The sequence below is a fragment of the Sphingobacterium sp. E70 genome, from assembly GCF_019285695.1.
GTDB classification, from domain to species: domain Bacteria; phylum Bacteroidota; class Bacteroidia; order Sphingobacteriales; family Sphingobacteriaceae; genus Sphingobacterium; species Sphingobacterium detergens.
The window spans coordinates 3,914,356-3,939,295 of sequence record NZ_CP079104.1; the positions used below are offsets into that span (position 1 = coordinate 3,914,356).

Annotated in this window: 27 protein-coding genes, 1 other RNA gene and 5 pseudogenes; 16 read left to right on the forward strand and 17 right to left on the reverse strand. The window is 40.9% G+C overall.

Annotated features, from left to right (window positions below; genetic code table 11):
- Positions 1-17 precede the first annotated feature (17 nt).
- The 3 genes and pseudogenes from KUH03_RS27510 to KUH03_RS27520 all read right to left on the reverse strand — a co-directional run bounded on the left by KUH03_RS27510 (position 18) and on the right by KUH03_RS27520 (position 2,291).
- Positions 18-173 carry a gluconate 2-dehydrogenase subunit 3 family protein gene (locus tag KUH03_RS27510; protein ID WP_257087654.1) on the reverse strand — a complete coding sequence of 52 codons (156 nt, stop codon included), beginning with the start codon at positions 171-173 and terminating at the stop codon, positions 18-20.
- Entirely contained in the window at positions 158-385 is a 228-nt protein-coding gene (locus tag KUH03_RS27515; RefSeq protein WP_373564498.1) for a gluconate 2-dehydrogenase subunit 3 family protein, read from the reverse strand. Before KUH03_RS27515 ends, KUH03_RS27510 begins: the two co-directional genes overlap by 16 nt.
- 227 nt (positions 386-612) lie before the next feature.
- Positions 613-2,291: pseudogene (locus KUH03_RS27520) on the reverse strand (GMC oxidoreductase).
- Positions 2,292-2,520: 229 nt separating this feature from the next.
- Between KUH03_RS27520 and KUH03_RS27525 the strand changes: the two are divergent.
- Together KUH03_RS27525 and KUH03_RS49235 are read left to right on the forward strand one after the other, a co-directional pair.
- The gene (locus KUH03_RS27525) at positions 2,521-2,859 is read left to right on the forward strand and encodes an AraC family ligand binding domain-containing protein (RefSeq protein ID WP_257087655.1); all 339 of its coding nucleotides are present in this window, start codon (positions 2,521-2,523) and stop codon (positions 2,857-2,859) included.
- Between the two features lie 288 nt (positions 2,860-3,147).
- Entirely contained in the window at positions 3,148-3,366 is a 219-nt protein-coding gene (locus KUH03_RS49235) for a helix-turn-helix domain-containing protein (protein ID WP_373564499.1), read from the forward strand.
- Positions 3,367-3,411: 45 nt separating this feature from the next.
- Here the strand turns inward: KUH03_RS49235 and ssrA are convergent.
- The 4 genes from ssrA to KUH03_RS27550 all read right to left on the reverse strand — a co-directional run bounded on the left by ssrA (position 3,412) and on the right by KUH03_RS27550 (position 6,829).
- Positions 3,412-3,779, reverse strand: a transfer-messenger RNA (tmRNA) gene (gene ssrA / locus KUH03_RS27535).
- A gap of 199 nt (positions 3,780-3,978) precedes the next feature.
- A complete protein-coding gene (locus KUH03_RS27540) occupies positions 3,979-4,461 on the reverse strand; it encodes a hypothetical protein (RefSeq protein WP_257087657.1) in 483 nt (160 codons plus the stop codon).
- Positions 4,462-4,695: 234 nt separating this feature from the next.
- On the reverse strand, positions 4,696-6,147 hold the full coding sequence (locus tag KUH03_RS27545; RefSeq protein ID WP_257087658.1) for a M3 family metallopeptidase: 1,452 nt from the start codon (positions 6,145-6,147) through the stop codon (positions 4,696-4,698).
- A gap of 448 nt (positions 6,148-6,595) precedes the next feature.
- A complete protein-coding gene (locus KUH03_RS27550; protein WP_257087659.1) occupies positions 6,596-6,829 on the reverse strand; it encodes a hypothetical protein in 234 nt (77 codons plus the stop codon).
- A 194-nt stretch (positions 6,830-7,023) separates the two neighbouring features.
- On the opposite strand from KUH03_RS27550, the gene KUH03_RS27555 reads away from it, so the two are divergent.
- On the forward strand, positions 7,024-7,197 hold the full coding sequence (locus KUH03_RS27555) for a hypothetical protein (protein WP_257087660.1): 174 nt from the start codon (positions 7,024-7,026) through the stop codon (positions 7,195-7,197).
- A complete protein-coding gene (locus tag KUH03_RS27560; protein WP_257087661.1) occupies positions 7,194-7,412 on the forward strand; it encodes a hypothetical protein in 219 nt (72 codons plus the stop codon). Before KUH03_RS27555 ends, KUH03_RS27560 begins: the two co-directional genes overlap by 4 nt.
- A gap of 118 nt (positions 7,413-7,530) precedes the next feature.
- On the opposite strand, the pseudogene KUH03_RS27565 reads toward KUH03_RS27560, so the two are convergent.
- Positions 7,531-8,670 (reverse strand): annotated as a pseudogene (locus KUH03_RS27565) (pyridoxal phosphate-dependent aminotransferase).
- A gap of 275 nt (positions 8,671-8,945) precedes the next feature.
- On the opposite strand from KUH03_RS27565, the gene KUH03_RS46855 reads away from it, so the two are divergent.
- From KUH03_RS46855 to KUH03_RS27590, 7 genes and pseudogenes are all read left to right on the forward strand, one after another.
- Positions 8,946-9,197: a cation diffusion facilitator family transporter gene (locus tag KUH03_RS46855; protein ID WP_306429191.1), complete on the forward strand. Its 252-nt coding sequence runs from the start codon at positions 8,946-8,948 to the stop codon at positions 9,195-9,197.
- Positions 9,198-9,220: 23 nt separating this feature from the next.
- Positions 9,221-9,355: a hypothetical protein gene (locus KUH03_RS46860; protein ID WP_306429192.1), complete on the forward strand. Its 135-nt coding sequence runs from the start codon at positions 9,221-9,223 to the stop codon at positions 9,353-9,355.
- 14 nt (positions 9,356-9,369) lie between these two features.
- Positions 9,370-9,933 carry a cation diffusion facilitator family transporter gene (locus tag KUH03_RS46865; protein ID WP_306429812.1) on the forward strand — a complete coding sequence of 188 codons (564 nt, stop codon included), beginning with the start codon at positions 9,370-9,372 and terminating at the stop codon, positions 9,931-9,933.
- 147 nt (positions 9,934-10,080) lie between these two features.
- Positions 10,081-11,869: pseudogene (lepA, locus tag KUH03_RS27575) on the forward strand (translation elongation factor 4).
- Positions 11,870-11,938: 69 nt separating this feature from the next.
- Positions 11,939-12,844 (forward strand): bifunctional 5,10-methylenetetrahydrofolate dehydrogenase/5,10-methenyltetrahydrofolate cyclohydrolase, encoded by a 906-nt coding sequence (locus tag KUH03_RS27580; protein WP_257087662.1) that lies wholly within the window; start codon positions 11,939-11,941, stop codon positions 12,842-12,844.
- A 175-nt stretch (positions 12,845-13,019) separates the two neighbouring features.
- Positions 13,020-13,430: a hypothetical protein gene (locus KUH03_RS27585; protein ID WP_257087663.1), complete on the forward strand. Its 411-nt coding sequence runs from the start codon at positions 13,020-13,022 to the stop codon at positions 13,428-13,430.
- Positions 13,431-13,614: 184 nt separating this feature from the next.
- A complete protein-coding gene (locus KUH03_RS27590; RefSeq protein ID WP_257087664.1) occupies positions 13,615-13,806 on the forward strand; it encodes a hypothetical protein in 192 nt (63 codons plus the stop codon).
- 18 nt (positions 13,807-13,824) lie between these two features.
- On the opposite strand, the gene KUH03_RS27595 is transcribed toward KUH03_RS27590, so the two are convergent.
- Positions 13,825-14,697, reverse strand: a complete 873-nt coding sequence (locus tag KUH03_RS27595; RefSeq protein ID WP_257087665.1) for a serine hydrolase — start codon at positions 14,695-14,697, stop codon at positions 13,825-13,827.
- A 155-nt stretch (positions 14,698-14,852) separates the two neighbouring features.
- Between KUH03_RS27595 and KUH03_RS27600 the strand changes: the two genes are divergently transcribed.
- Positions 14,853-15,158, forward strand: coding sequence for a DUF1543 domain-containing protein (locus tag KUH03_RS27600; protein WP_257087666.1), 306 nt, complete (start codon positions 14,853-14,855; stop codon positions 15,156-15,158).
- Positions 15,159-15,251: 93 nt separating this feature from the next.
- A complete protein-coding gene (locus tag KUH03_RS27605) occupies positions 15,252-15,392 on the forward strand; it encodes a hypothetical protein (protein ID WP_257087667.1) in 141 nt (46 codons plus the stop codon).
- Positions 15,393-15,498: 106 nt separating this feature from the next.
- Here the strand turns inward: KUH03_RS27605 and KUH03_RS27610 are convergent.
- The 8 genes and pseudogenes from KUH03_RS27610 to KUH03_RS46875 form a co-directional block, all read right to left on the reverse strand.
- Positions 15,499-16,980, reverse strand: a pseudogene (locus KUH03_RS27610) (amino acid permease).
- A 144-nt stretch (positions 16,981-17,124) separates the two neighbouring features.
- Entirely contained in the window at positions 17,125-17,772 is a 648-nt protein-coding gene (locus KUH03_RS27615) for an NAD(P)-dependent oxidoreductase (protein WP_257087668.1), read from the reverse strand.
- Positions 17,773-17,780: 8 nt separating this feature from the next.
- Positions 17,781-18,194 (reverse strand): Rrf2 family transcriptional regulator, encoded by a 414-nt coding sequence (locus KUH03_RS27620; protein ID WP_120262015.1) that lies wholly within the window; start codon positions 18,192-18,194, stop codon positions 17,781-17,783.
- Between the two features lie 255 nt (positions 18,195-18,449).
- The gene (locus tag KUH03_RS27625; protein ID WP_257087669.1) at positions 18,450-18,998 is read right to left on the reverse strand and encodes a hypothetical protein; all 549 of its coding nucleotides are present in this window, start codon (positions 18,996-18,998) and stop codon (positions 18,450-18,452) included.
- Between the two features lie 211 nt (positions 18,999-19,209).
- On the reverse strand, positions 19,210-19,911 hold the full coding sequence (locus KUH03_RS27630) for a M1 family aminopeptidase (protein WP_373564500.1): 702 nt from the start codon (positions 19,909-19,911) through the stop codon (positions 19,210-19,212).
- A complete protein-coding gene (locus KUH03_RS27635; protein ID WP_257087671.1) occupies positions 19,817-21,094 on the reverse strand; it encodes a hypothetical protein in 1,278 nt (425 codons plus the stop codon). The genes KUH03_RS27630 and KUH03_RS27635 overlap by 95 nt, the downstream gene beginning before the upstream one ends.
- 92 nt (positions 21,095-21,186) lie before the next feature.
- Positions 21,187-21,270 (reverse strand): hypothetical protein, encoded by an 84-nt coding sequence (locus KUH03_RS46870; RefSeq protein WP_306429813.1) that lies wholly within the window; start codon positions 21,268-21,270, stop codon positions 21,187-21,189.
- 14 nt (positions 21,271-21,284) lie between these two features.
- Positions 21,285-21,485, reverse strand: coding sequence for a hypothetical protein (locus KUH03_RS46875; RefSeq protein WP_306429193.1), 201 nt, complete (start codon positions 21,483-21,485; stop codon positions 21,285-21,287).
- Between the two features lie 378 nt (positions 21,486-21,863).
- Here KUH03_RS46875 and fbaA point away from each other — a divergent pair.
- The 3 genes and pseudogenes from fbaA to KUH03_RS27655 all read left to right on the forward strand — a co-directional run bounded on the left by fbaA (position 21,864) and on the right by KUH03_RS27655 (position 24,721).
- A pseudogene (fbaA, locus tag KUH03_RS27645) lies at positions 21,864-22,942 on the forward strand (class II fructose-bisphosphate aldolase).
- 221 nt (positions 22,943-23,163) lie between these two features.
- The gene (locus KUH03_RS27650; protein ID WP_257087672.1) at positions 23,164-23,838 is read left to right on the forward strand and encodes a head GIN domain-containing protein; all 675 of its coding nucleotides are present in this window, start codon (positions 23,164-23,166) and stop codon (positions 23,836-23,838) included.
- Between the two features lie 400 nt (positions 23,839-24,238).
- Complete coding sequence (locus tag KUH03_RS27655; RefSeq protein WP_257087673.1) at positions 24,239-24,721, forward strand: sterol desaturase family protein; 483 nt, start codon at positions 24,239-24,241, stop codon at positions 24,719-24,721.
- Positions 24,722-24,940: the final 219 nt, after the last annotated feature.

Here is a 24,940-nt window from a genome sequence, read left to right on the forward strand (position 1 = left end):
GGTTCCTTTGTGGAACCTTATATCCGTAAGTTCGTTATTTTAAGCCCAGGAACGATCCCCTTTTTATAAGGCACATCCCCTTCGTATCGACCTGGCGCCTGATTGTATCGCAGCGCCTGTTTATGGCCTATTTCCGAAGAGAAATAGCCTAGTAGTGTTAATTGCTTAAACATGGTATAGTAGTGATTGGGTAAATCTCCTTTTGGGACATATACTCTTTTGCCTCTTTATCGATTGCTGTGAGAAGGCTAAGCCTTTGCTCAGCCGTGGCTTCCACGAATCCCAGCTTATGCATTTTATTACAGGCCGCATCCAAGTTGTCCATTCCTTCAAGAAAGACCCGTTGATCCGGAGCTTCATAACAATCGTTCACCATGACCTTCATAAATGAGCCGACTTTGGCTGCTTTGGCACCCGGGCTTTTGGGGTAGTTGGAAGTATGGTGTCTGCTACTTCGTCCAGGAATGCGATTTGCTGGGGAGTTAAATTGAGGCGTTCCTTAAGGTCGCTTTCTTTGTTGGAACTGCAGCCAGTCAAAAAGCATTGCCACCAATCACGGCTCCGCCTGTAAGCAGGGCAATCATCTTTAAAAGTGTTCTTCTTTCCATGGGCTTAGCTATTATTTTTCTTGAGCTCATTGACGGCATGGTCTACGGCCCGTGCAGTCAATGCCATATAGGTCAATGATGGATTTTGGCATCCCGATGAAGTCATGCAGGCGCCATCGGTAACATATACGTTGGGACAATCCCAAACCTGATTCCACTTGTTGAGTACCGAGGTTTTGGGGTCGTGTCCCATTCTCGCGGTTCCCATTTCATGGATACCGTGTCCCATGGCATGACCACTGTCCCAGGTGTTTACATTTTTTACACCTGCGATAGTAAGCATCGCTTTCATCTCTTCCTGCATATCCTTTCGCATCTTCAACTCATTGTCTTTCAGTTCAGCGTCCATCGCCAAAACAGGCAATCCCCATTTGTCCTTGCGATCTTTATCCAGTGAGATTTTATTTTCGTGATAGGGGAGTATCTCTCCAAAACCTGTTGCGCCGATAGTCCACTGACCGGGTTCAGTAAGTGCGTCTTTAAAGTTGCCACCTATATTGAGTTCGGCAACCTCCTTGCCCCAACCTTCACGGCTGGCACCGCCTTGGTAACCGAAGCCACGTAGGTAATCTCTTTTGTCACTGCCAATATTGACAAATCGGGGAATATAAAACCCATTGGCTCTTTTGCCGAATATATAGCGATCTTCATAGCCTTCCACTATTCCGGAAGCACCGATGTTGTAATGATGGTCCATCACATTATGACCCAACTCGCCGCTGCTGCTCCCCAAACCTTCGGGCCAAATGTCCGTTGCGGAGTTAAATAAGACCCAGGTGCTGTTGAGGGTCGAAGCACATAGAAAGACCACTTTACTCTTGAATTCATAGGTTTGGTTGGTCTCGGTATCTAAGACCTCAACACCAGTGGCCTTTTTGGTATTTTTGTCATAAAGTATCTGCCGAACCAGCGAATAAGGCCGGACGGTCAAATTACCTGTTTTCATTGCGGCAGGTAAGGTAGAGGACTGGGTGCTGAAATAGCCTCCAAAGGGGCATCCTTCCCAGCAACGGTTCCGAAATTGACATTTTGATCTCCCAGGGATCAGGGCTGTAAGGTTTGCAACCCGCCCAATGATCAGGTGCCGCTTGTCCCCATATTCTTGTTTAATTCGTTTGGCCACATCTTTTTCTACGCAGTTCAACTCCATGGGGGTAGGAACTGTCCATCCGGAAGGTGTGCAATATTTTCTAGGGATCCGCTGATTCCGGCAAATTTTTCGACATGGTCATACCAAGGAGCGATATCATTGTAGCCTATGGGCCATGGCACGGCAATCCCATCCCGCTCATTGGCTTCGAAGTCCATTTGGCTCAGCCTATAGGATTGTCTACCCCATAAGGTTGATCGTCCTCCCATGCGGTAGCTGCGCCACCATGTAAAGGGTTTCAATTCGGTATAGGGACAATCTTCTTCATTTACCCAACCATCCATGACCGCTTCTGAGGCTGCCCAGCCACGGTGGATAACAGGATATTTTTTTTTCTGTTCTACGGTTGTGCGTCCGCGGTGTGGGAGATCCCAGGGTTCCCGTAGTGCAGATTTATAATCTTTGACATGCTCGTAAGGGCTGCCGCGTTCGAGCATCAGAACTTTTAATCCCTTTTCACAAAGCTCTTTTGCGGCCCATCCGCCACTGATGCCAGAGCCAACGACGATGGCATCATAGGTATTATTTTCCATACTTGGTTATCGTTGAAATTGAGTTCATAATTTTATTTCGGTTTATTCTTATGCGATAGCCGCATACGCTTACATGTGGTTCCCTTGTCGTAAGATAAATTTACAGCATCAGCTGAGCATCTTTCAACCGCTATTTGGGTGAAAAAATATGCTATCTTGCTATTTGTTGTGTTTATAATCGTATATTATGTGTTCAGATAGCAGATGTATTCGTTAGCAATAATTTATCATGAAAACACTGATCCAGAAAATACATGTCGAAGAACAGTATTCTTTCGCTTGTCGAACGTACAGGACGCCCACTTTTGAAACAGCTTGGCATAGGCATCCTGAGTGCGAGCTGATTGTGATCACAGAAGGTAATGGAACAGCACTTATTGGTGATTATATCGGCGATTATAAGCAGGGAGATGTATTCTTCCTCGGTTCGGATCTGCCGCATTGGTTCCGTAAATCCAGGCAGGATGCGGTTGGTAGTGCAATTGTTGTTCATTTCCTCAAGGACTTTTGGGGACGGGATTTTTGGCGCTGCCGAGATGCATGTGATCGCTGGATTGTTGAAAAATGACAGCACGGGAATCCAGCTTATTGGAAATCTTGCAGCGGAAATTGATCTCATGATCCGCAAAATAGAAAATACAGAGGGGCTTGAACGTATTCAGTTATTATTGAACTGTATGGAACAGATTGGATCGTCCGAAGAGCATAAGGTGATTACGATGGCTTTTGATACGATTGCCGGTAGAGAAGGAAACATCGTTATAGAAGCGATAATAGACTATTCTTTTAAGAATTTTTTAAATCCTATTTCACTCGAAGAGGTTGCTTCCAGCACCAATATGTCTGTTTCGGCATTTTGCCGTTTTTTCAAAAAGAACATAAAAAGAGTTATTTTGATTTTATCAAAGAACTCCGGATCGGTCATGCCTGCAAACTATTACGCGATACAGATCGGCCTATTTTGGACATCTGCTATAATAGCGGCTATAACAGCTGGGCACATTTTAGCAAACAATTTAAGGTGGTGACAAAGGCATCTCCGCTAAAATATAGAAAACAGTTTCGTACGGGATAGTGTTTTAAAAAGAAAAGCCATACTCAATGTTGAATATGGCTTTTCTAGTGGAGCTGGAGAGATTCGAACTCTCGTCCAGTCATGGTACTGTATACGCTTTCTACATGTTTAGCTTCTCTTTGATTGTCGAGCGAGGGAAGGTGAGTCGCTTACCTATACCGTACGCCGTAGTTGCTGTTTCTCACAAGTGCTTAGCAACATCACACTTGCCAGTTCTATCGTTCGATGCCCCGAATGTTAAACCAAAGAACAGGATCTAACGGGACAAATAGCTATGTTAAGTCTAACTTAAGCAGCTAAGGCGTAGTTTTCTTCGCCAGTTATAATTCTGAAAGTTCAGATTAAAGTGCTCTACTAACAACGCACTACATGCTTACATAACCGTCTCCATCCTGTCAATTCCGGTCAACCCCAATTATGTTTTACAAAGATACAGCTTTTTTGATGATAAATCAACACAGACAGCTTTTATTTGGGGAAGACCCTGATAAAAATAGCCGCAAGGTGTCATGTGCTCAAACTGTAGCCCGAATAACGAACGGGGCTTGGGCTTCAAACTTAATTGTTGTTTAATGATAAATTTCGATGTTATGGGGCCTGCTGCCGCAAAATTTAAAATGAAATATTGATCTTATTTTCACCCTGAACTGGATCGTCTTCTTTCGTTGTGAATTTGCTTAAGGTTATTTTCTTTCCACCAATATCACAGACAAATGTATCTGTCCCATCATCGACTATCTTTCCTTTTTCCTGATAGAATGCTTTCACCTTTTCAAAGGAATCGGCTGTAAACAGAAATAGGTCTCCAGCTGGATTATCCGTTTGATCGGTGGAAAAGTTGTAATAGGTGATTTTACCATTGGGATACATGGGAATCAGTTTGCAAAGTACATCCGGAGCGGTTTCGGTAACGGCATCCCTAAAATAATAGTCCATCCCACCTTTGTCGTTCGGAGTACCTTTGGCAGCTGAACTATCTTCCATATAATTGATCAATAATGCCAGGCTAATCAATACAGGGAGGCCAATTAAAATGCATTTGAAGAAAAATTTGCGCCGGTTTTTATCACGTAATAAAAAGTTGATTTCACTCATGGTGTTGGGCTGTTTGGATTGATCCTAATTTCTATCTTTTGAAGAATTAATAAATGGTGAATATAACAAATTCTTTATGATTTGTTGTAGTCAGTTGCGTCAATCGTATTATGGAGGTGAAAAGGGATCTTTTAGGAACAAACTAGGGGTAGTGGAGCAAATTGTAAGGTAGTTGATATTCCTTGTAATTAGAAAAGAATAAGATCCAAATTCGGAATCGAACTTGGACCTTATTTAATCATTGGATGGATTTTCAAAAATATCATTGCCGTCAATCACAAAGATTGACTTTTGATACCGCCTTTTATTTAAGTAATCCTGCTCGTTTGAGTAGGGGCTCGACAGACGGTTCCTGTCCTCTAAATCGCTTATAGAGCACCATTGGATGTTCTGTCCCCCTTTGGATAAGATGTTGTCCTGAAATTTATGGGCAATATCAGCGTTGAAAATGCCATTTTGTTTGAAATAATCAAACGTATCTGCATCCAGTACTTCGGCCCATTTGTAGCTGTAGTAGCCTGATGAGTAGCCGCCATTAAAAATATGGGAAAAGGCTGTGCTCATCGCATTCTCTTTCACATCGGGGTACAACTTGGTGGATGCGAATTGTCCATCTTCGAATGCTTTCAGATCAGCAATGGCACTTGGGTCTTGTCCATGCCAGCCCATATCCAACAGGCCAAAGCTTAATTGGCGCATTGTGGCCATTCCTTCCAGAAAAGATGCACTCTCACGGATTTTTTCCACCAGTTCCATTGGGATCACTTCTCCGGTTTCATAATGTTTGGCAAACAATTCCAAGGCTTCTTTTTCATAGCACCAGTTTTCCATTACCTGACTTGGTAACTCAACAAAATCCCAATAGACCGATGTGCCGGATAGGGTCGGATAGATGGTATCTGCAAGCATGCCATGGAGGGCGTGACCGAATTCGTGAAATAGGGTTGTTACTTCCTGAAAGGTCAATAAAGAAGGCTTAGTCGCTGTCGGACGGGTGAAATTGCATACGATAGATACATGCGGACGTTGTTGTTTACCATTTTGCACATACTGAGGTTTGAAGGATGTCATCCAAGCACCATTTCGTTTCCCTTTACGTGGAAAGAAATCGGCGTAGAAGATCGCTACTAATTCACCATTATCTTTGGTGACCTCAAAAGTCTGAACTTCTTCGTGATAGGTTTCAATGTCGTTGACTTCTTTGAAATTGATACCAAATAGTCGGTGGGCAACCTCAAATGCACCATGCAACACATTTTCGAGCTTAAAATAGGGCTTCAGCTTTTCGTCATCCAGATTAAAACGTTCTTGTTTTAGTTTCTCCGCATAGTAAGCGCCATCCCATTTTTCAAGCTGCTCGATACCATCCAGTTTCTTGGCGAAAGCACCTAATTCAGCAAACTCATGCTGTGCTGCCGGTTTTGCCTTTCCAAGCAGATCGTTCAGAAACTCGGTTACTTTTGTTGGATTTTGTGCCATACGCTCGGCTAACACAAAATCTGCATGGGTTGCATAACCTAATAATTTAGCGCGTTCAAAACGTAGTTTTACGATTTTCAATACATTTTGAACGTTGTTGTACTCATTGTCCTGAAAGGCCTTGCGCCCCGCAGCCAGGGTGATCTCCCGACGCAATTCGCGGTTATCGGCATAAGTGACGAAGGGCAGATAACTTGGGAAATCCAACGTAAATAACCAGCCCTCTTTTTCGTTGGCCTTAGCTAATGCCTGGGCTGCTTCAATGGCTCCCTCTGGAAGTCCCGCCAGATCTTTTTCTTCGCTAACCAGCAGCTGATAGGCGTTAGTCTCAGCAAGAACATTCTCCCGAATTTTAATTTTAAAAGCGATAGTTCGGCATCAATCGCACGCAACTGTTCTTTCTGCTCATCATTCAACAACGCTCCATTGCGAACAAAATCTTTGTAGGATTTTTTCCAATAATGTGGTTTGTTCTGTGGTAAGTGACAGTTGATCTTTCTGATCGTAAACCGCTTTTACGCGTTTGAACAAGTCGAAGTTTAGCGTAATGTCATTGCCTAAAGCGGATAATTTAGGGGCAACATCCTGTGCTATCTTTTCGAGTTCATCATTGGTCTCCGCAGAATGGAGATTGAAAAGATACTGGACAACCTGTCTAAGGTCTGTCCGGAATAGGACATCGCTGCAATGGTATTGTCAAATGTAGCTGCGTCAGGATTGTTGACAATGGCGTCAACTTCATCTTTTGTTTTTGAATTGCTGCATCAAATGCAGGGATATAATCTTCGTTTTTATCTGTGAAAACGGAGCCGTATCGTGCTTCGTTTTGAATTTTTCTGTTAAAATACTCATAAAGGTAAATGTAATAAATATTTGGCTGAAGCGCCAAAATCATTGTGAATTATGTGCTATGGATGATATTTCCCAAAAATGGGTATCTTCGAAGCATGAAATTGAAATCTATTTATCTGCGGATGTTAGCAATCGGACTAGTCCTGATCATGACAATGGAACTGCATGCGCAGCAGAACTGTGATTCCCTGAAAAAGGAGGTACCAGCGTTCTGTAAGCTTTTGGATGACGATGCACGGGGAGTTCCCAAAAGATTATGCGAAGATCGCGACCTGTATCGAGATTGATTCTGTCACGGAGATGCTGCTGGGTTATGATATGGTCAAGATGAAAGCCTTACAATTGCAAAAGGTAAAAAATAGGCTTTTCACTTATGGTGACTGGATGGATATGGTGGGGAATTGAAAACAAGTATGGAATACCGCAATGCGGTCCAGATGATGGCCTTGATTCAGCACAAGATCAATCGTGCGGACTGGGATCAATTGTTGAAGTTGATGAAAGAGAGTGTGTTACCTAGTCATCTCGAGGCTCTTGAGCTAGATAAGGTAGAAAAAATGCTTTTTGATCCGAAAAATAAGGGTAAGAAATTCATTGAGGTGATGGAGCATATCAAATAAAAGAACGTATTTGAATATACCGTTGTGGAAAATACAGCGAGATTGATACAACTGGGATTGATAAAAAAATGGGCTATCCAATTTTCTTGGATAGCCCATTCAGTATAGGGTGTATTGATTATGCTAATTTGCCTAATGCTCCTTTGATTCGCTTTAATGCTTCGATCAGACTTTCGTCAGAAGCAGCATAAGATAAACGAATGTAGTTGTCATTACCAAAAGAGTCACCGCCTACGGTTGCAACGTGACCAACATTCAATAAATATAAAGCGAGATCAGATGAATTTTTAATGATATTGCCATCTTGGTCTTTTTGCCGAAGAAGGATGAAATTTCAGGAAGAAATAGAAAGCACCTTCTGGAAGATTGGTGCGTACCCTGGGATATCACTCAAAAGATCGTAGACCAATTGACGACGACGTGCAAAGGCTTCTTTCATCTTGTTGACTGACTCTAATCCTTGTTCGTATGCAACAATACCTGCACGTTGTGAAATCGAGCAAGTACCTGAAGTTGTCTGGCCCTGCAATTTATCATTTGCCGCCGCGATAGTTTTGTTGGCCGCAATATAACCCAAACGCCAGCCTGTCATCGCAAAGGCTTTTGAGAAACCATTGATGATAATAACACGGTCTTTGATGCTGTCAAACTGTGCAATGGATTCGTGTTTGTCCACAAAGTTGATGTGCTCATAGATCTCATCAGATAGAATGAATATCTGTGGATGTTTCTCAAAAACTTTAGCCAATGCAGCTAGTTCATCTTTACTATAAACTGTTCCAGTTGGATTGTTTGGTGAAGAGAACATAAACAGTTTGGTTTTTGGCGTAATGGCCGCTTCCAGTTGCTCAGGTGTAATCTTAAAGTTATTGTCGATCTCTGTATTGATAAATACTGATTTTCCCTCTGCTAAAACAACCATCTCCGAGTAGGATACCCAGTATGGTGTAGGAATAATCACCTCATCACCTGGATTGATCAACGTTAGGATCACATTAGACAGGGATTGTTTTGCTCCTGTTGAAACAACGATCTGCGAAATATCATAGTCCAGATTATTCTCTGTCTTCAATTTATTCACAATCGCCTGACGCAATTCAGGATATCCGGGTACTGGCGAATAACGTGTCCAGTTTTCATCCAGGGCCTTCTTTGCTGCATCTTTTACATGTTCAGGCGTGTTAAAATCAGGTTCACCTACGCTAAGGCTAATTACATTAACGCCTTTTGCTGCTAATTCGCGGCCCAACTTGGTCATTTTAAGTGTAGCCGATTCGGACAAATTATTTATCCTGTCTGATAAGTATGATGATGTGCTCATGGTAAGACAAAGATATTATATACGTCGCAAATAATTGTCTTTATTTTTGAAAATTTACAAAGAAAAGGACTGTTTTTATTGGCGCTTTGGTAACAAAAAGCGCTTGAAGCGATTTAGCCAACAAATATTGACATCTTTGTGCTATTGATGTGTAAAACTAATCAATTTGATTTGGCGTTATATCTTTACCTTTGCCCTACAAAATACAGGTCATGTCGAGACAAACAAGATTGGTTTTATTATCCCTGTTTACGGGAATAGGCTTAATGATCATTAAGTTTGTTGCCTATTTTTTAACAGATTCCAGCGCCATCTTTACAGATGCTGCCGAGAGTATCGTCAATGTTGTGGCCTCAGGTTTCGCATTTTATAGCATTTACCTTGCTGCACAACCTAAAGATGAAAACCATCCTTATGGACATGGTAAAGTTGAGTTTTCTCTGTTTTCCTTGAGGGCGGACTGATCTTTATCGCTGGTGCGATTATTTTGGCAAAAGCCTGTTACAATATCTTTTTCCCGGCAGAAATTACGCATCTCGAACAAGGGATCTATTTGATCGGAATTACTTCGCTAATCAATTTTGCTGTTGGGTTTTATATCATGAAAAGGGGCGTGCCCTAGGATCCATTACTTTGGTGGCCGATGGTAAGCATCTGCAGGTGGATGCCTATAGTACAATCGGCTTGATATTGGGTTTACTTCTGATGAAGCTAACGGGATTCCAATGGATCGACGTGGTGATTTCCATTATATTGGGCCTTTTTATCTTATTCAACGGTTACAAATTGCTTCGGCAGTCTATCGGTGGTCTGATGGATGAATCGGATACCGAGCTTGTGCAGGATGTGGTGGCTATTTTGGAACGTAATCGTAAGGCGGAGTGGATTGATGTGCATAATCTTCGGGTGCAGCGTTATGGCAACGAACTGCATGTGGATTGCCATCTGACCTTACCCCGTTACCTTGATTTAGTGAAGGTACACGATGAAATTTCGGCAGTCGATAAGATTGTCAATAAGGAAATGTCTGTTCGCACCGAGTTTTTTGTACATGCAGATCCTTGTCTCCCACAATGTTGCCGTTATTGCCAGGTGACGGACTGTCCGATACGTTCGGAACAATTTAAAAATAAGATCACCTGGGATATGGATAAGGTGACACGCAACCAGAAGCATTTTTCCTACGCGGTAGCCGAATGAAAATAAAAAAGCTTTCTGGTTGTGGCTCATGGCTATTGCGAATCTTTTCGTCCTACCTTATTCCACAAACGAAAAATATACTTGATTCTATAAATATGTATAAAAAAGGTATCTTTGCCTTTTAGCAAAAGAGTTTAAAAATCCTATATGAAGCACATTCGTAATTTCTGTATTATTGCGCATATTGACCATGGCAAAAGTACTTTGGCAGATCGCCTTTTAGAGTATACCAATACCATCAGTCAGCGCGAAGCACAGGCACAATTACTTGATAATATGGATTTGGAACGTGAACGTGGTATTACGATCAAGAGTCACGCCATCCAAATGAATTATAAAAAAGATGGTCAGGAATATATCTTGAACCTGATTGATACTCCTGGACACGTTGACTTTTCATATGAAGTATCCCGTTCTATCGCTGCCTGTGAAGGGGCGTTGTTAATTGTGGATGCATCACAAGGGATTCAGGCACAAACAATTTCAAACTTATATTTGGCTTTAGAGCATGACTTGGAAATTATCCCGATCTTAAATAAGATGGATCTTCCGGGGCGATGCCTGAAGAGGTGAAAGATCAGATCGTGGATTTGATCGGTGGTGAACGTGATGCAATTATTCCTGCTTCTGGAAAGACAGGTCTTGGCGTTCCAGATATCCTGGAAGCCATTGTTGAACGTATCCCACATCCTGTAGGTGATGCTGATGCACCGCTACAGGCCTTGATTTTTGACTCTGTATTCAACTCATTCCGTGGTATCATGGCTTACTTCAAAGTTGAAAATGGCGAGATCCGTAAAGGGGATAGAGTAAAATTCGTTGCGACTGGCAAAGAGTATTTTGCGGATGAGATCGGTACCTTGAAGCTCAATCAAGTGCCAAAAGAAGTCATCAAGACAGGGGATGTAGGTTATATTATTTCTGGTATCAAGGAAGCACGTGAAGTGAAAGTAGGGGATACCATTACCCATAAAGACCGCCCTTGCGGTGCGGCAATCCAAGGATTTGAAGAGGTGAAACCAATGGTCTTTGCCGGTATCTATCCTGTGGATACCGAAGACTACGAGGAATTGCGTGAATCAATGCACCGTCTGCAATTGAATGATGCTTCTTTGGTGTTCGAACCGGAGTCTTCAGCAGCTTTAGGTTTTGGTTTCCGTTGTGGTTTCTTGGGTATGCTCCATATGGAGATTATTCAGGAACGCTTGGAAAGAGAGTTTGATATGACGGTAATTACTACCGTGCCCAACGTATCTTATAAAGCCTACATGACAAAGGATAAGGAAGAAGTGATTGTACATAATCCTTCAGACTTGCCCGATCCAAGTAAATTGGATTCGATTGAAGAACCATATATCAAAGCTAATATTATCACGAAATCGGATTTCGTGGGACCGATCATGTCTTTGTGTATTCAAAAACGCGGTACAATCATGAATCAGCATTACCTAACTTCGGATCGTGTGGAGTTGGTTTTTGAGATGCCAATGGGTGAGATTGTATTTGACTTCTATGACAAGTTGAAAACTATTTCCAAAGGTTACGCTTCATTTGACTATCATCAGATCGGTTACCGTACTTCGGATTTGGTTAAATTGGATATCCGATTGAACGATGAACCTGTGGATGCCTTGTCTTCTTTGATTCACCGAAGCAATGCCTATGATTTTGGTAAGAAAATCTGTGAGAAACTGAAAGAACTTCTCCCTCGCCAGCAATTTGAGATCCGTATTCAGGCTTCTATCGGGGCGAAGATCATCGCACGTGAAACGATCTCCGCTTTGCGTAAAGATGTAACCGCAAAATGTTATGGTGGTGATATCTCGCGTAAACGTAAATTGTTGGAAAAACAGAAAAAGGTAAAAAACGCATGCGTCAGGTTGGGAACGTAGAAATTCCGCAATCTGCATTTATGGCTGTATTGAAATTGGATTAATAACATTTTAAATTATATAAAATAAAGGAGCTCTTGGGCTCCTTTTAAATACAATCAAATCTCCTAAACATGAATCTATTAGATGGTAAACTAGTTTCCGAAAAAATCAAAGAACAAATTGCGTTGGACGCGGCTGAATTTACAACGCAAACTGGCCGTAAACCGCATTTGGTGGCTATCCTTGTTGGTAATGATGGTGGTAGTGAGACCTATGTAGCCAGCAAAATGCGCAATTGTCAATTGGTCGGCTTTGAATCTACAAATATCCGTTACGATGAAAGTATCAGCGAAGAGGAATTGATCGCTAAGGTCAAAGAAATCAACAAAGATGATACGATCGACGGTCTGATCGTTCAATTGCCTTTACCAAAACATATCGATCCGGACAAAGTTACCGAAGCAATTGATTATCGCAAAGATGTGGATGGATTTCACCCGATCAACTTGGGGCGTATGCAACGTAATCTTCCTTGTTTTATCCCAGCGACACCTTATGGGATTATGTTGATGCTTGATTATTACAAGATCGAGACAGCGGGTAAACATGCAGTGGTGGTAGGCCGAAGCAATATTGTTGGTTCGCCGATGAGCATCTTATTGGCTCGCAATGCCAATCCCGGAAACTGTACTGTTACGTTAACACATAGTCGTACGAAAGATCTTAAAACTGAGGTTTTGCGTGGTGATATTGTCGTGGCTGCTATCGGTAGAAAGAATTTTGTTACTGCAGATATGGTCAAAGAGGGAGCTGTGGTAATTGATGTAGGTATCAATAGAGAAACATCTACTGAAACAAAATCTGGGTTTAAATTATATGGTGACGTGGACTTTGAGCATGTGGCACCTAAAGCTTCCTGGATTACTCCGGTACCGGGCGGTGTGGGTTTAATGACCATCGTTGGATTATTGAAAAATACATTGGAAGCGGCGAAGGAACAATTTACCCAAAACAATAAGTTTTTCTATTTGGCATAGAAGTTGTAAATTGAAGACTAGTTAATCATATAATTACAAACTTACATGAAACCATCATGCAGTGAATAGACTCCAAAAAGGATAGATATAAGCTCTTGATGACTTCTTGCCATTAAAAACAAATATTCTAATGAAAAAAATTGCACTTTTAGCAGTAGTAGCGGGAGCATTGGTAATGTCTTCTTGCAATAATTCGGAGAAGAAAGCGTCAGACGCTACAGATACTGCACAAACAGTAGGTGAGCATGTAGATGCAGCAATAGCAGATTTAAAGAACGCTGAGGAAACTGCGCGTTTGAAAGCTGAGGAAGCTAAGAAGGCCTTAGATGAAGCAATCGCCAAAGGTGATAAGGCTGCAGAAGAGAAGGCCCGTGCGGCTTCGGAAGAGGCTAACACAGCTTGGGAGAAAACTAAAACTGCATTGCGTGATGCTGGTCAGGACGTAAAAGAAGGTTTGAAAGATGCGAAAGATGCTACGGTAGATGCAGCGAATAAAGCCGCCGATAAAACTAAGGATGTGGCAAAAGATGTAGCGGATGGTACTAAAAAGTGGCTGGTGACGTTGCTGATGGTACTAAAAAGGTAGCTAAGGATGTTGCATCCGGTACAAAAGAAGCTGCAAAAGATGTGAAGGATGCTTTTAAAAAGTAAATGACAATAATGGCCGCAAAGCCAGAAATGGTAGTGATTTGTTGAAAAACTAATTCGCTTATTTAAGAACATAAAAACGGAGACTGTTTCAGCCTCCGTTTTTATGTTCTTTATTTGTATTGACGGTCATTAATGATCAGCTTTTGGAGCGGATATCACCGCGACGTGCCGACGTTGGAGGGACGCTAATCGTCATTACAGCAGCATATCCAATATTATTATCAGCCTACAACTATATGCTGTCATTTGAATCAAATTTAGCGCTACCAAAGGATCATATCATCGTTGTGCTGCGGTGCAGGCAGGCTTAATCAATCGGAGCACACAAATTATTTGCCGTAGTAATCCCACAGTAATTTGGAGAGATTGCGTGTCAACACTTCTGCAGCATTGGTTTTACCCCAGCTCTTATCCTGATTGTTTTTGGTGAATATGCTGAATACATAGTCGCCCTTAGGTGCGTTGACCAAAATCACTTCGTTACGTACATCATCCAAGGAACCAGTTTTAGAGGCTGCCTTGACTGTCGCAGGAATCTGGGAAAGCGCTCTTTCATCATAGAACATATTGCCCAGAAAACGATACATCCGATCCGAAGATTTTACTGAGACTACTTTTCCCTGACGGATCAAAGTTAGGAGATCTGCCATCTCCTTGGCTGTCGTCTGCCCCCAACCGTATTTTTCCCAATCAGCTTTTCTTCCTTCGGTTTGTGAATTGACACGTGTATGCTGTAATTGAAGATCGCTCATCAACTTGTTGATCGCTATGCCACCACCAGCGAGCTTTTGATTCCAGATGCTTGTTACATTGTCGCTATAAGAGAGCATGAGGGCGACCAGTGTTTTGAGATCAACCTTGCTGCTGTCCTTAAAAAATTGCATCAGACCCGAGCCACCATACTTTTGACTTTCACGATAGACATACTCTTGGTCTAACTGTAACTGTCCTTTTTCAATTTTATCAAAGATACCCACTAAAATCGGGATCTTGACAACGCTTGCGGTAGGAAAGATGCTATCGGCTCCGATGTTGACTTCCTTGTGTTTCTTTAGGTCATGCACATAGATACCTACTTCTCCCTGAAAACCCTGAATAAGCTGTTTTATCTGTTTTTCAAGTTTTTTATCTGTACTTCGTTTTTGCCCGAAAGAATACAAAGACAGGAATAGTAACGTAAATGATAGGAAAATTTTACTCATAGTCAGGTCTTTATCTGTATTAAATGTGGTGGATAATCGTTATTTTTATTGTTTAATGGGCTTAAGTTATGAAATATCCATGATTGGAAAGCACAAACACTGATGAAAATAACCTGGATATTCCATATAGCCATTCAAAGACAGATTATTTGCATATGAAATTATTTATGATTTTGATCGGTTGTAAACCGAAAAATAGACGTACAGAACAGCATGATATCTTTTTTGGAATCGGTAATGAACTGAAGGATTTTATAGACCCAATTAAAGATTTCTGGCCTGATGCCGATGGTAAAATTCATATTGATGCTTACCGTGTGGTTAATAAAATCGGAGAGTATGAAATTAAGGTGGTAGAAAAAAATAATTCTACAGTGTCGGATACAGAGTTGAAATTATTTTTTGTCAACCTGGGGGCTATAAGCCAAATGAGTTTGATGAATTTCATTACAAGGAACTGATTGTTGCCCCAATTTGGCTAAAGCAACAGAGAAGGCGAAACGCACCGTTTTTGGAAGCACCATAGTACAGCTCATATTGATGATAAATATGGGTTGGATGTAGATGATATTTATGAAATAGAAGATCTGTTGCTTGATGCAGATAAAGTAAAATATCATATTCAGATTGTTCCCAAAACCGGGTTGAAAGAAGATGTAATTGCAAATGGCTATTTTAAGTTGAGCGCATTATAGCTTATTTGGCATGCGAATTCAAAAACAAATAAACAAATCGGGCTTTTTTTAAGAAGCCCGATTTGTTTATTTGGAGACAAGTATCAATAGATCGTGTTTGTCTCTATTATTCTATACCTTGTTGATCTCGGTGTTGTTTGCGGATAACACTATGCTTTTTACCGTAGACGAAGTAAATCAATAGGCCTAGAGCCAGCCAGATTGCCAGACGTTCCCAACTTTCGATAGGTAGTGAGGCCATCATCAGTACACAGACAATGATACCCATAACTGGAACAAAAGGAACTAGAGGTGTTTTGAATGGACGTTCTAGATTGGGATCGGTTTTGCGGAGTACCAATATACCTACACAAACCAATGTAAAGGCAAATAAGGTGCCTATACTCACCATGTGGCCAAGGTCGGAAACAGGAACAAATCCAGCGAAGATACTTACGAATACCATAAAGATTGCATTTGTTTTCCAAGGAGTCTGTCTTTTGGAAAGATCAGAAAATATTTTTGGAAGCAAGCCATCTTTACTCATGGAATAGAATACCCGGCTTTGTCCGAGTAACATGACAAGAATAACAGATGTATAACCTGCAATAATCGTAATAATTAATGCTGTATTCAGAAAATGATATCCTGTTTTCGCAAATGCTGTGGCTACTGGTTTGGCATCGCCTTTAAACATGGTATAATTTTCAATACCTGTCATTACGTAAGAGAACAATACATAAAGAAGGGTACAGATAACCAATGATCCGATGATACCAATTGGCATTCCTTTTTCGGATTTTTCGCCTCTTGGGCAGCCGTACTTACAGCATCAAAACCAATGAAAGCAAAGAATACGACACCTGCTGCACGCAATACACCGCTGATTCCAAAATGACCGAAGTCATCGCTCTTTAGAAAAGCCCAAAAGCCTAGCTGTCCATTTTTGACCATCTCCTCACCAGCATTTACTGGGATAAAAGGATCGTGGTTTGCGGGGTTGATAAAGCTCCATCCCAACGCAATAAAAATCAATACAACGCCTACCTTTAAGATCACTAGGATATTGTTTACGCGTGATGATTCCTGTGTTCCACGCATTAATAGCAGAGAAAGCAAACATACGATAATGATGGCTGGTAAATTAACCATACCTCCTTCCCAGGGGCCTTTCAGCAGTGCGTCGGGTAGATGGATGTGAAAAATCATCAGGAGCTGATTAAAGTATTGCGACCAACTGACGGCTACGGTGGCACCCGCTAGTGCGTACTCAATACAAGATCCCATCCGATGATCCAGGCAACGAATTCACCCATAGTTGCGTAAGAATAGGTGTAGGCGCTCCCAGCGACCGGAATCATGGATGCAAATTCGGCGTAACAGAGACCTGCAAAGGCACAACCAACGGCAGCGATAATAAAAGATAAGATAACAGCGGGACCAGCATTCTCTGCAGCTGCAATTCCGGTTAGGGAAAATAGTCCTGCTCAATGATAGCTCCAACGCCTAGCGCAATTAATCCGCCACTTGTTAATGTTCGTTTCAGTGTATGTTCACCATTTTCATTTGCCTCAGCAATCAGTTTAGGAATCGATTTTTTAAATAGCATAGGATTAATTCTTTTCGATTATTTAGCTTTTTAATTGTTTAATTAATGTCAAATATAAATGATATCAACGACAAAAGGGAAGATTGCGCTTCCCTTTTGTAATAAAAATTTGTATAAAATCTAAATCAAACGATTGTAGCACGATTAGTAGGCAGCTGTAAAACGTTTGTTTGTAAACTGTTTGTTCTCGATCTCGTCCACAATGGCAACGGCAAGATCTTCAACCGATAGTCTCGAACGCCCTTCTTTATCAAATACCGGCGTATCCAAGCCTGTGCGATAATTGCCAGTGCGTGTACCGCCAGCATGCGGATTCATCTCTATGGCTGGGCTGATCATCGTCCAGTTCAGCTGTTCTTCCTTGCGAATGGTATCAAGATAATCTGCTGCTGCCAAAGCTCCGGGTTTGATTTCCTGAGGGAAATCTGGTGAATCGACCAGACGATTGCCATCAATTAATAAGCTTCCAGCTCCACCAACAACAATAAATCGTTTAACGCCCGCATCTTTAACGGCTTGTTGAATTGCTAAAGCACCTTGGGTAAAATCTTCGTAAAGGTTAGGGTTAGTCCAGCCTGCATTAAATGCCGAAATAACTACATCAACGCCTGTTAAGGCGTTTACCAACTGTTCATGATTGTTGATGTCAACCTGTACTTTCGTTATCTTGTCGTTCGATGTAATGCTATCTGTATGACGAGCTAGTGCTACGACCTGGTAGTTGCGGTCAACCAATTCTTTGACAAGATGTGTTCCTACGTATCCTGTGGATCCAATTACTGCTACTTTCATGTGTGTTTTTAATTAAATGTTTTACTGAAATCAACCAGCGTCATTTTTCCCAAACGCGCTACAATATCAGTGTCGACTTCCTGATAAAGATCCTGCAATTTGGCATTGATGTTTTTACCTACAATACAAGCTGGATTGGGATTGTTGAATTTACCCGATAGCTCATTTTGTTTTGTACTTTGATAGATGTCTGCAAGACTGATGCGCTCTTTTTCTTTGTTGATGCGAATCCCTCCACCTTTGCCCTCCTTACTCACTAATAAAGCCGCTGCTTTTAGCGAAGCGATCTCCTTGCGGACTACAACAGCATTTACCTGGATGCTTGACGCGATATATTCGGAAGAGAGCCACTGTTCGGACTCCTCCAATTGTGCTAGGACCATAATATGTAAAGCTGTTGCAAATCTCAAGTTGTGTAACATCCTGTTGCTGATTTTTTAATTTTGATAACACAAAGGTAATGCAAAAGGTTTTAAACTGAAATAAAAAATATTACAGTTTAAAACATTCTGACAATCACATGATAAAAAGTATCGTTTTTTATTTTTTCTCGTTAAATTTCTTGTAACTATCCATGATATAGACCCGCAGTGTTTCTATGCTGCTGTTTTGGATAAACTGATATGAAGGTCTAAATCTTTCTTTAAATAATGCCAGTTCGGAAGCGTTGAGAGGCGTCAGCTCTTTGATGAGATTATCAGTAAACTTCCGGTCAACGGCTCTTTTTCCATTTCCGCTACGAGAAGTTTGTAGTTTGAGCGTGCCTGTTTACCCTCCTTGCCAAATATGCGACTGGGAGAGATACGGATCCCGCCGCGGTTTTTGCTAGCATCCGAATATTTTCCGGCTTCTTTTTCCCGTTGAATTTCAGCTGCAAGTCTACTGTCAGTCATCCGTTCGACGACAACTTGGCTCAATTCAATAGGGGTATTTATTCTGTTCAAATAGATTCTCCGTAGACTTGTATCATAAATAAATACAGTATCTTGTTCATATCCGTTGGCTTTGATCAATAAGAGATCATTGAGATTGGCATCGATGGCAAATGATCCATCCCTGTTGGTCTGAACTTCTACTTTGCTCCGTAAATTCTGGATCTGCGCAGCTTCTATCTTTTCTCCGCTGACAAGCTCCATAATAATACCTTTGGTTTTTTCCTGTGCAAATAGTTGTCCGGAGACCAACGTAATCAATAAGCAGCTTAGAATCGTTTGTATTACTTTCATGGGGATATATATATTATACATAAATGAGCTTGTTACCTTCCGTTTTTATTCGTTTATTGCAATGAAACCATGATGAATAATTTTTGATCATAATGGTTTCATTGCAGAGAATTTCCTTATCAAAAATAACGAATAGATTTTGAATTATCGCGCTAATTTGCCTTCCATGTATTATTGTCCGGATTCTTGTCTGGCATCACGTCATCGGGATCTAGCTGAACAGACTGTAAAGCTTCGTTTGTCGCAATTTTAAATTGCCATACATTGTTTCTTTCCCAGATTTCCACGGGTAGTTTTTTCTTATTTTTTTGCCCGATACGGTGGTTGCTTCCACGATAATAGGCATTGGCAATTTTTCCAGATTTTCCACAGTTACCAGTGCGCCGAGCATAGGCTGATTGTTGACATAGGAAACAGCCTTGATCGCCTGATCCATTTGCCAGTTGTTGACAAACCATCCCCGCCAAAACCAATTGAGGTTTTCACCGGTTCCGTTTTCGATCGCTTTAAAGAAATCTTCTGGTGTCGGGTGTTTAAAAGCCCACTCCTGGATGTATTTTTTAAAGGCGTAATCGAAGCGCTCTTTGCCGATAATCTCATTGCGCAATAATTTTAGTCCATAGGCTGGTTTGTAATATACAAGGGCACCGATATTACGCTCTTTCATATTTTGCGGTGTACTCATAATCGGCTCGAGATTCTGTGACGTGAAAATATACGAGCGGCTAGCCTGAGGACGATGATATTCACCTTTATTAAATTCTTGTGTCGCTAGCTCATTGATAAAAGTATTGAAGCCTTCATCCATCCAGCCATGTTCACGTTCGTTGGACGCGACAATCATTGGGAACCAGTTGTGGCCAAACTCGTGATTGGTCACCCCAGAGTGAGCCTGCCTTGGCTTGATTGCCACAGAATGACAGGGCAGGATATTCCATACCACCTACGTTGGAGGCAACATTTACGGCTACCGGGTAGGGGTATTCAAACCAGTTTTTGGAATAAATTTCGATGGCAGCTTTGGTGTATTCTGTTGAACGCTCCCAAGCATTGTTGCTGTTACTTTCTACAGGATAAGCTGACAGCGCAAGAGCTTTTTTGCCACTTGGCAGATTGATCTTAGCGCCATCTAATATAAAGGAAGTAGAGGATGCCCATGCGATATCCTGTGCATTGTTGAGCTGATATTTCCAGGTCAACGCTTTTTTGCTTGGTCTGGAACTTTTTGCGGTCACTTCTTCCGCAGAGCGAATCAATACCGTCTCATCACTTCGTAATGCCAGTTGATATCTTTTGAATTGGTCTGCTGTAAATACCTCCTGTGGATTTAAGAGCTCACCTCCTAGAACAACGATATGATTAGCAGGTGCTGTGATTTCTACCTGATAATTGCCAAATTCGCGATAAAATTCTCCGGGTCCTGTATAAGGCAATGTATTCCATCCTCTAATGTCATCATAGACACAAAGCCGGGGAAACCATTGCGCAATAGCATAGATTTTTCCATTTTTGGTGTCAAGGATACCCGTACGGTCAGCACCATATTGTGGCACGGTATATTGGTAAGTAATCTTGAATGTAATTTTTCCACCCTTACTTTTCAGCGCGGCCGGTAGCCGCAGCTGCATACGTGTATCATCAATAATATGCTCTATGGTTTTTCCATTGACATCGGTGACAGATTGGATCTGGTAACCGCCATCAAATTTTGAGTTTCCATCACCATATCGGCTATTGGTCAAGGGAGAAATCAACTGACCACGGCCATGTTGTGAAAACATATTTTGGTCTAATTGAAGCCAAAGGTAATCCATATTGTCAGGACTGTTGTTACTATAGGTAATCTCCACTGCACCAGTTACCTGATCATTTTGGTCGTTTAGTGATGCCTGTATCTTGTAGTCCGCAGCATTTTGCCAATATCCGGGTCCGGGCTTACCGGCCGCAGAACGATAATCATTTCCATTGTTCTTGAAAAATAATGGTGCAAAAGCTTCTGTATAACTATAGTTGGATGTTTTTTCCTGGGAAAAGGACGGAAAAGCATAGCTCAAAGCAACAAGGCTCAAAGAAGCCAATGCAAGTCTTTTCATCATATCTGTTCGTATTAAATTATGTTTATTGGTCACAATATACAATGAAAAGTACATAAGGCAAAAAAAGCTCCTTTTTAAGGAGCTTGTAACAATTATTTTAAGTTGCTGTTATAGTCGTCTTCACTGAATCCGAGTAGGATACCCTTATCGTGTTCGATCACAGGGCGTTTGATCATACTGGTGTGTACCTTTAATACGTTATTGGCACTGTTTGCGTCAACGACCCCGCTTGTTCCTCTGCGGTCAGTTTCTTCCAGGTAGTACCCTTTTTATTGACCAGTGATTGCCAGTCAACCTTTTTCTCCCATTCTTGTAGTTTTTCATCACTGACACCTTCCTTTTTGAAGTCATGAAATTGATAGGCAATCTGATTGTCTTCTAACCATGTCAAGGCTTTTTTACTGTGTTACAATTTTTGATACCGTATATCTGTAGCATAATGATTACAATATTAGTGAGCTCAAATTTAAATAATCCATGATGCATTTCATGCCTTATCAGTCCTGTTTTTTGTTGAATAGTTAGACAGTGTCGGGAGTTTGTGAGCCTTTGCATGTCAATCTATCTGATGTGGCTTGAATTGGCCTGGCTGGATAAACTACATTTTGGATGACGAACAACTGCCTGCTTTATCAGTGTACAAGGATTATGGTAATAAATATTTGATAGTGTATTTAGTACACTTTAAAAATTAGGAAGTGATAATTATTTTTAATAATTTAGTAGCTTTAAGAGTTAATAAAGATTAAAATAAATCAATAACAGTAATATGAGCCTAAAAGATTTTAAAGGTGTATTGACGGGAGATCAAGTACAAGAGTTGTTTGAAGTTGCAAAGAAACACAAATTTGCTTTGCCTGCGGTAAACATTATCGGAACAAATTCTATCAATGCGGTAATGGAAACTGCTAAAGCAGTAAACTCTCCTGTAATTATTCAATTGTCAAATGGTGGTGCACAATTCTATGCGGGTAAAACATTAAATAATGACAACCTGCAAGCTTGTGTATTGGGTGCGGTATCTGCAGCACAACACGTGCATTTGCTGGCAGAGCACTACGGTGTTGCGGTAATTTTGCACACCGATCACGCTGCTAAAAACTTTTACCTTGGATCGACGGTTTGTTGGACGCTGGTGAGAAATTCTTTGCACAACACGGTAAACCATTGTTCTCTTCACATATGTTGGATCTATCTGAAGAACCAATCGAAGAGAATATCGAAATTTCTGCAAAATACTTAGCGCGCATGAAACCACTAGGTATGACTGTAGAGATCGAATTAGGTGTTACAGGTGGAGAAGAAGATGGTGTTGACAACTCAGATGTGGACAGCTCTAAATTATATACACAGCCAGAAGAGGTTGCTTACGCATACGAAGAATTGTCTAAAGTATCTGACAAATTTACAGTTGCGGCAGCATTCGGTAACGTACATGGTGTCTACAAACCAGGTAATGTAAAATTACAACCTGTGATCTTACACAATTCTCAAGAATATATCCGCGAAAAATACAAGCTTGCTGCTGAAAAACCAGTGAACTTTGTATTCCACGGTGGATCTGGCTCTTCTCCAGAGGAAATTGCTGAAGCGATCTCTTATGGTGCGATCAAAATGAACATCGATACAGATATGCAATGGGCATTTTGGGATGGCGTGAGAGGTTACGAAGCTAAAAACCACGATTATTTGCAAGGACAGATCGGAAACCCTGAAGGTGCAGATTCTCCAAACAAGAAATATTACGATCCACGTGTATGGTTACGTAAAGGTGAAGAAACATTTGTTGCTCGCTTGAAAGAAGCATTTGCTGATTTGAATGCAGTAGACGTAAACAGCAAATTGTAAGCTGAACAAAACATAACATAATATGAGGTGTCCTGGATTACAGGACACCTTTTTTTTTGTCAAAATAGGTTAAAAAAGGGCTTAATAGTGATGATTGGCGTGTTTTTTGACATTAAGAAATTCGAATAAGTCAGAATGAATATGCAATCCCGTTGGACAATATTAAGTAACGATACGGCGGAGAAGTATATCAAAAAGGTGGAAATATAGATAAAACAGTTATGAAATTTTTAGGAATCAGTGCATTTCTTTTATTAATGACCCAAGTCGGTTTCGGACAGGCGAAACAAAATGTAGGCGATTTTAGTTCAGTTGTCGCTACAGATAAAATACAGGTGGAACTGATCAAATCCAATGAATCCCTGGTGACCTTTGAAGGGCAGAACTACGAGAATGTAAAGGTAGTCAATACAAATGGTGCTCTGGCTCTAAAAATGAATACCCTAAATATGTTGCAGGGAGGGAATATCTCTGTAAAAGTATATTATAAAAGTTTGAAAAATATAGAGGCTAAGAAAGGGGCTAAAGTATTTGCTACATCAAATAATGTCGTGTCATCTGACCAGCTAAAACTCTATGCATCGGAGGGCGGGTTGGTGGACCTCTATGCTGATGCGAAAAATGCTGAGGTGAAAGTGACCTCCGGAGCGACGATAGCACTCTATGGTAAAGCGGATAGACAGGAGATTATCTCAAATTTTGGTGGTAAATATGAGGGGAAAGATTTTAAAACGAAAACCACGATCGTCACAGTGAACGGCGGTGGAAAAGCGGAAGTCAATGCGGTTGATTCTATTGAAACGAAAACGCGTGGTGGCGGCACAATCGATGTGTATGGCAAGCCAGAACAGCGCGTAGAAAAGAAAATGGCGGGTGGAACAGTCAACTTTAAATAAGAAACTGTCTTGATTTTGTCAATTTTGATCGTGCGTATTTTTGATCAAAATTGACAAAATTTGAAGAAAATTTAAGTTAAAAGATCAAATAAAAGGTTTTAGACTAAGATTTTCCTAACTATGTGTTTAACCTTTTTGTTGAAAAGGTCAAATATTTTGTTTTTCTAGTCTTGAACCTTCTTCATTTGTGCTTAAAATACGTATTTTTGTGAGGGAATAATAAAAATAGTATTATGGCAAAGCGTAATTATGTTTCAAATTCTACGGAATCTACGCGCATGTTCAAAAATGACTTTTTGGAGTCTTTGACGAAAGTGCACTGGAGTGTACCTTTGATTTTCTATGTACCCGTAGTTGTTTTCTTTTCGTATAAAGCTCTGGTTTGGGAGAAGTTTCCCTAATGACATATCTTGGGTACTTTGTTTTTGGTTTGGCATTTTGGACAGCATTTGAATATGCACTCCACCGCTGGGTATTCCACTTTCATCCGACCTCAGAGTGGGGGAAACGGATTGCTTTCATTTTTCACGGTGTACATCATGACTATCCCAGAGACCGGATGCGCTTGGTGATGCCTTTATCGGCAAGTATCCCTTTGGCAGCGCTGGTATATTTTGGATTCACATTGTTCTTTTCAAATGAGTTTATCCTGGCTTGCTTTTTCTCCGGATTTATGATTGGATACTTGATCTATGATGAATGTCACTATGCCATGCACCATGCAAACTTTAAGAGTGGGATTTTCAAACGCATTAAACAGCATCATATGTTACATCACTATTCGGATCCTGAAAAAGGATTCGGTGTGAGCTCGTCATTATGGGATGAAATATTACGTTCAGGTTTCGAAGAAAAAGAGCCCAAAAAGAAACATCGACACTAAAAGAAGAAAAAGCATAATGCTTTTCTATTCTTAATAAGAAAGCCTTTGGAGTAATTCCAGAGGCTTTTTTTTTGTGGGCAATATTTATAGTAGACGAATTTGAATTTTAAAATGCGAACTAAAAGAATGTGCTTTTTGGATTTATTCAAGGTACAATTATTTGAACGCGAATAATAAATAAAATTTAGGCGATATGAAGAGGATTAGCTATACTTTAAA

Bases quoted from the DNA above. Each gene is read 5' to 3' on its own strand.
- KUH03_RS27655 (WP_257087673.1), top strand. From the start codon at position 24,239: ATGACATATCTTGGGTACTTTGTTTTTGGTTTGGCATTTTGGACAGCA.
- KUH03_RS27540 (WP_257087657.1), bottom strand. From the start codon at position 4,461: ATGAGTGAAATCAACTTTTTATTACGTGATAAAAACCGGCGCAAATTT.
- KUH03_RS27620 (WP_120262015.1), bottom strand. From the start codon at position 18,194: ATGTTACACAACTTGAGATTTGCAACAGCTTTACATATTATGGTCCTA.
- KUH03_RS27625 (WP_257087669.1), bottom strand. From the start codon at position 18,998: ATGAAAGTAATACAAACGATTCTAAGCTGCTTATTGATTACGTTGGTC.
- KUH03_RS27515 (WP_373564498.1), bottom strand. From the start codon at position 385: ATGAAGGTCATGGTGAACGATTGTTATGAAGCTCCGGATCAACGGGTC.
- KUH03_RS46870 (WP_306429813.1), bottom strand. From the start codon at position 21,270: ATGATCAAACGCCCTGTGATCGAACACGATAAGGGTATCCTACTCGGA.
- KUH03_RS27600 (WP_257087666.1), top strand. From the start codon at position 14,853: ATGAAATTATTTATGATTTTGATCGGTTGTAAACCGAAAAATAGACGT.
- KUH03_RS27525 (WP_257087655.1), top strand. From the start codon at position 2,521: ATGAAAACACTGATCCAGAAAATACATGTCGAAGAACAGTATTCTTTC.
- KUH03_RS46855 (WP_306429191.1), top strand. From the start codon at position 8,946: ATGTCGAGACAAACAAGATTGGTTTTATTATCCCTGTTTACGGGAATA.
- KUH03_RS27635 (WP_257087671.1), bottom strand. From the start codon at position 21,094: ATGATGAAAAGACTTGCATTGGCTTCTTTGAGCCTTGTTGCTTTGAGC.
- KUH03_RS27555 (WP_257087660.1), top strand. From the start codon at position 7,024: ATGCACGGGGAGTTCCCAAAAGATTATGCGAAGATCGCGACCTGTATC.
- KUH03_RS27510 (WP_257087654.1), bottom strand. From the start codon at position 173: ATGTTTAAGCAATTAACACTACTAGGCTATTTCTCTTCGGAAATAGGC.
- KUH03_RS27580 (WP_257087662.1), top strand. From the start codon at position 11,939: ATGAATCTATTAGATGGTAAACTAGTTTCCGAAAAAATCAAAGAACAA.
- KUH03_RS27615 (WP_257087668.1), bottom strand. From the start codon at position 17,772: ATGAAAGTAGCAGTAATTGGATCCACAGGATACGTAGGAACACATCTT.
- KUH03_RS27650 (WP_257087672.1), top strand. From the start codon at position 23,164: ATGAAATTTTTAGGAATCAGTGCATTTCTTTTATTAATGACCCAAGTC.
- KUH03_RS27595 (WP_257087665.1), bottom strand. From the start codon at position 14,697: ATGAGTAAAATTTTCCTATCATTTACGTTACTATTCCTGTCTTTGTAT.
- KUH03_RS27585 (WP_257087663.1), top strand. From the start codon at position 13,020: ATGTCTTCTTGCAATAATTCGGAGAAGAAAGCGTCAGACGCTACAGAT.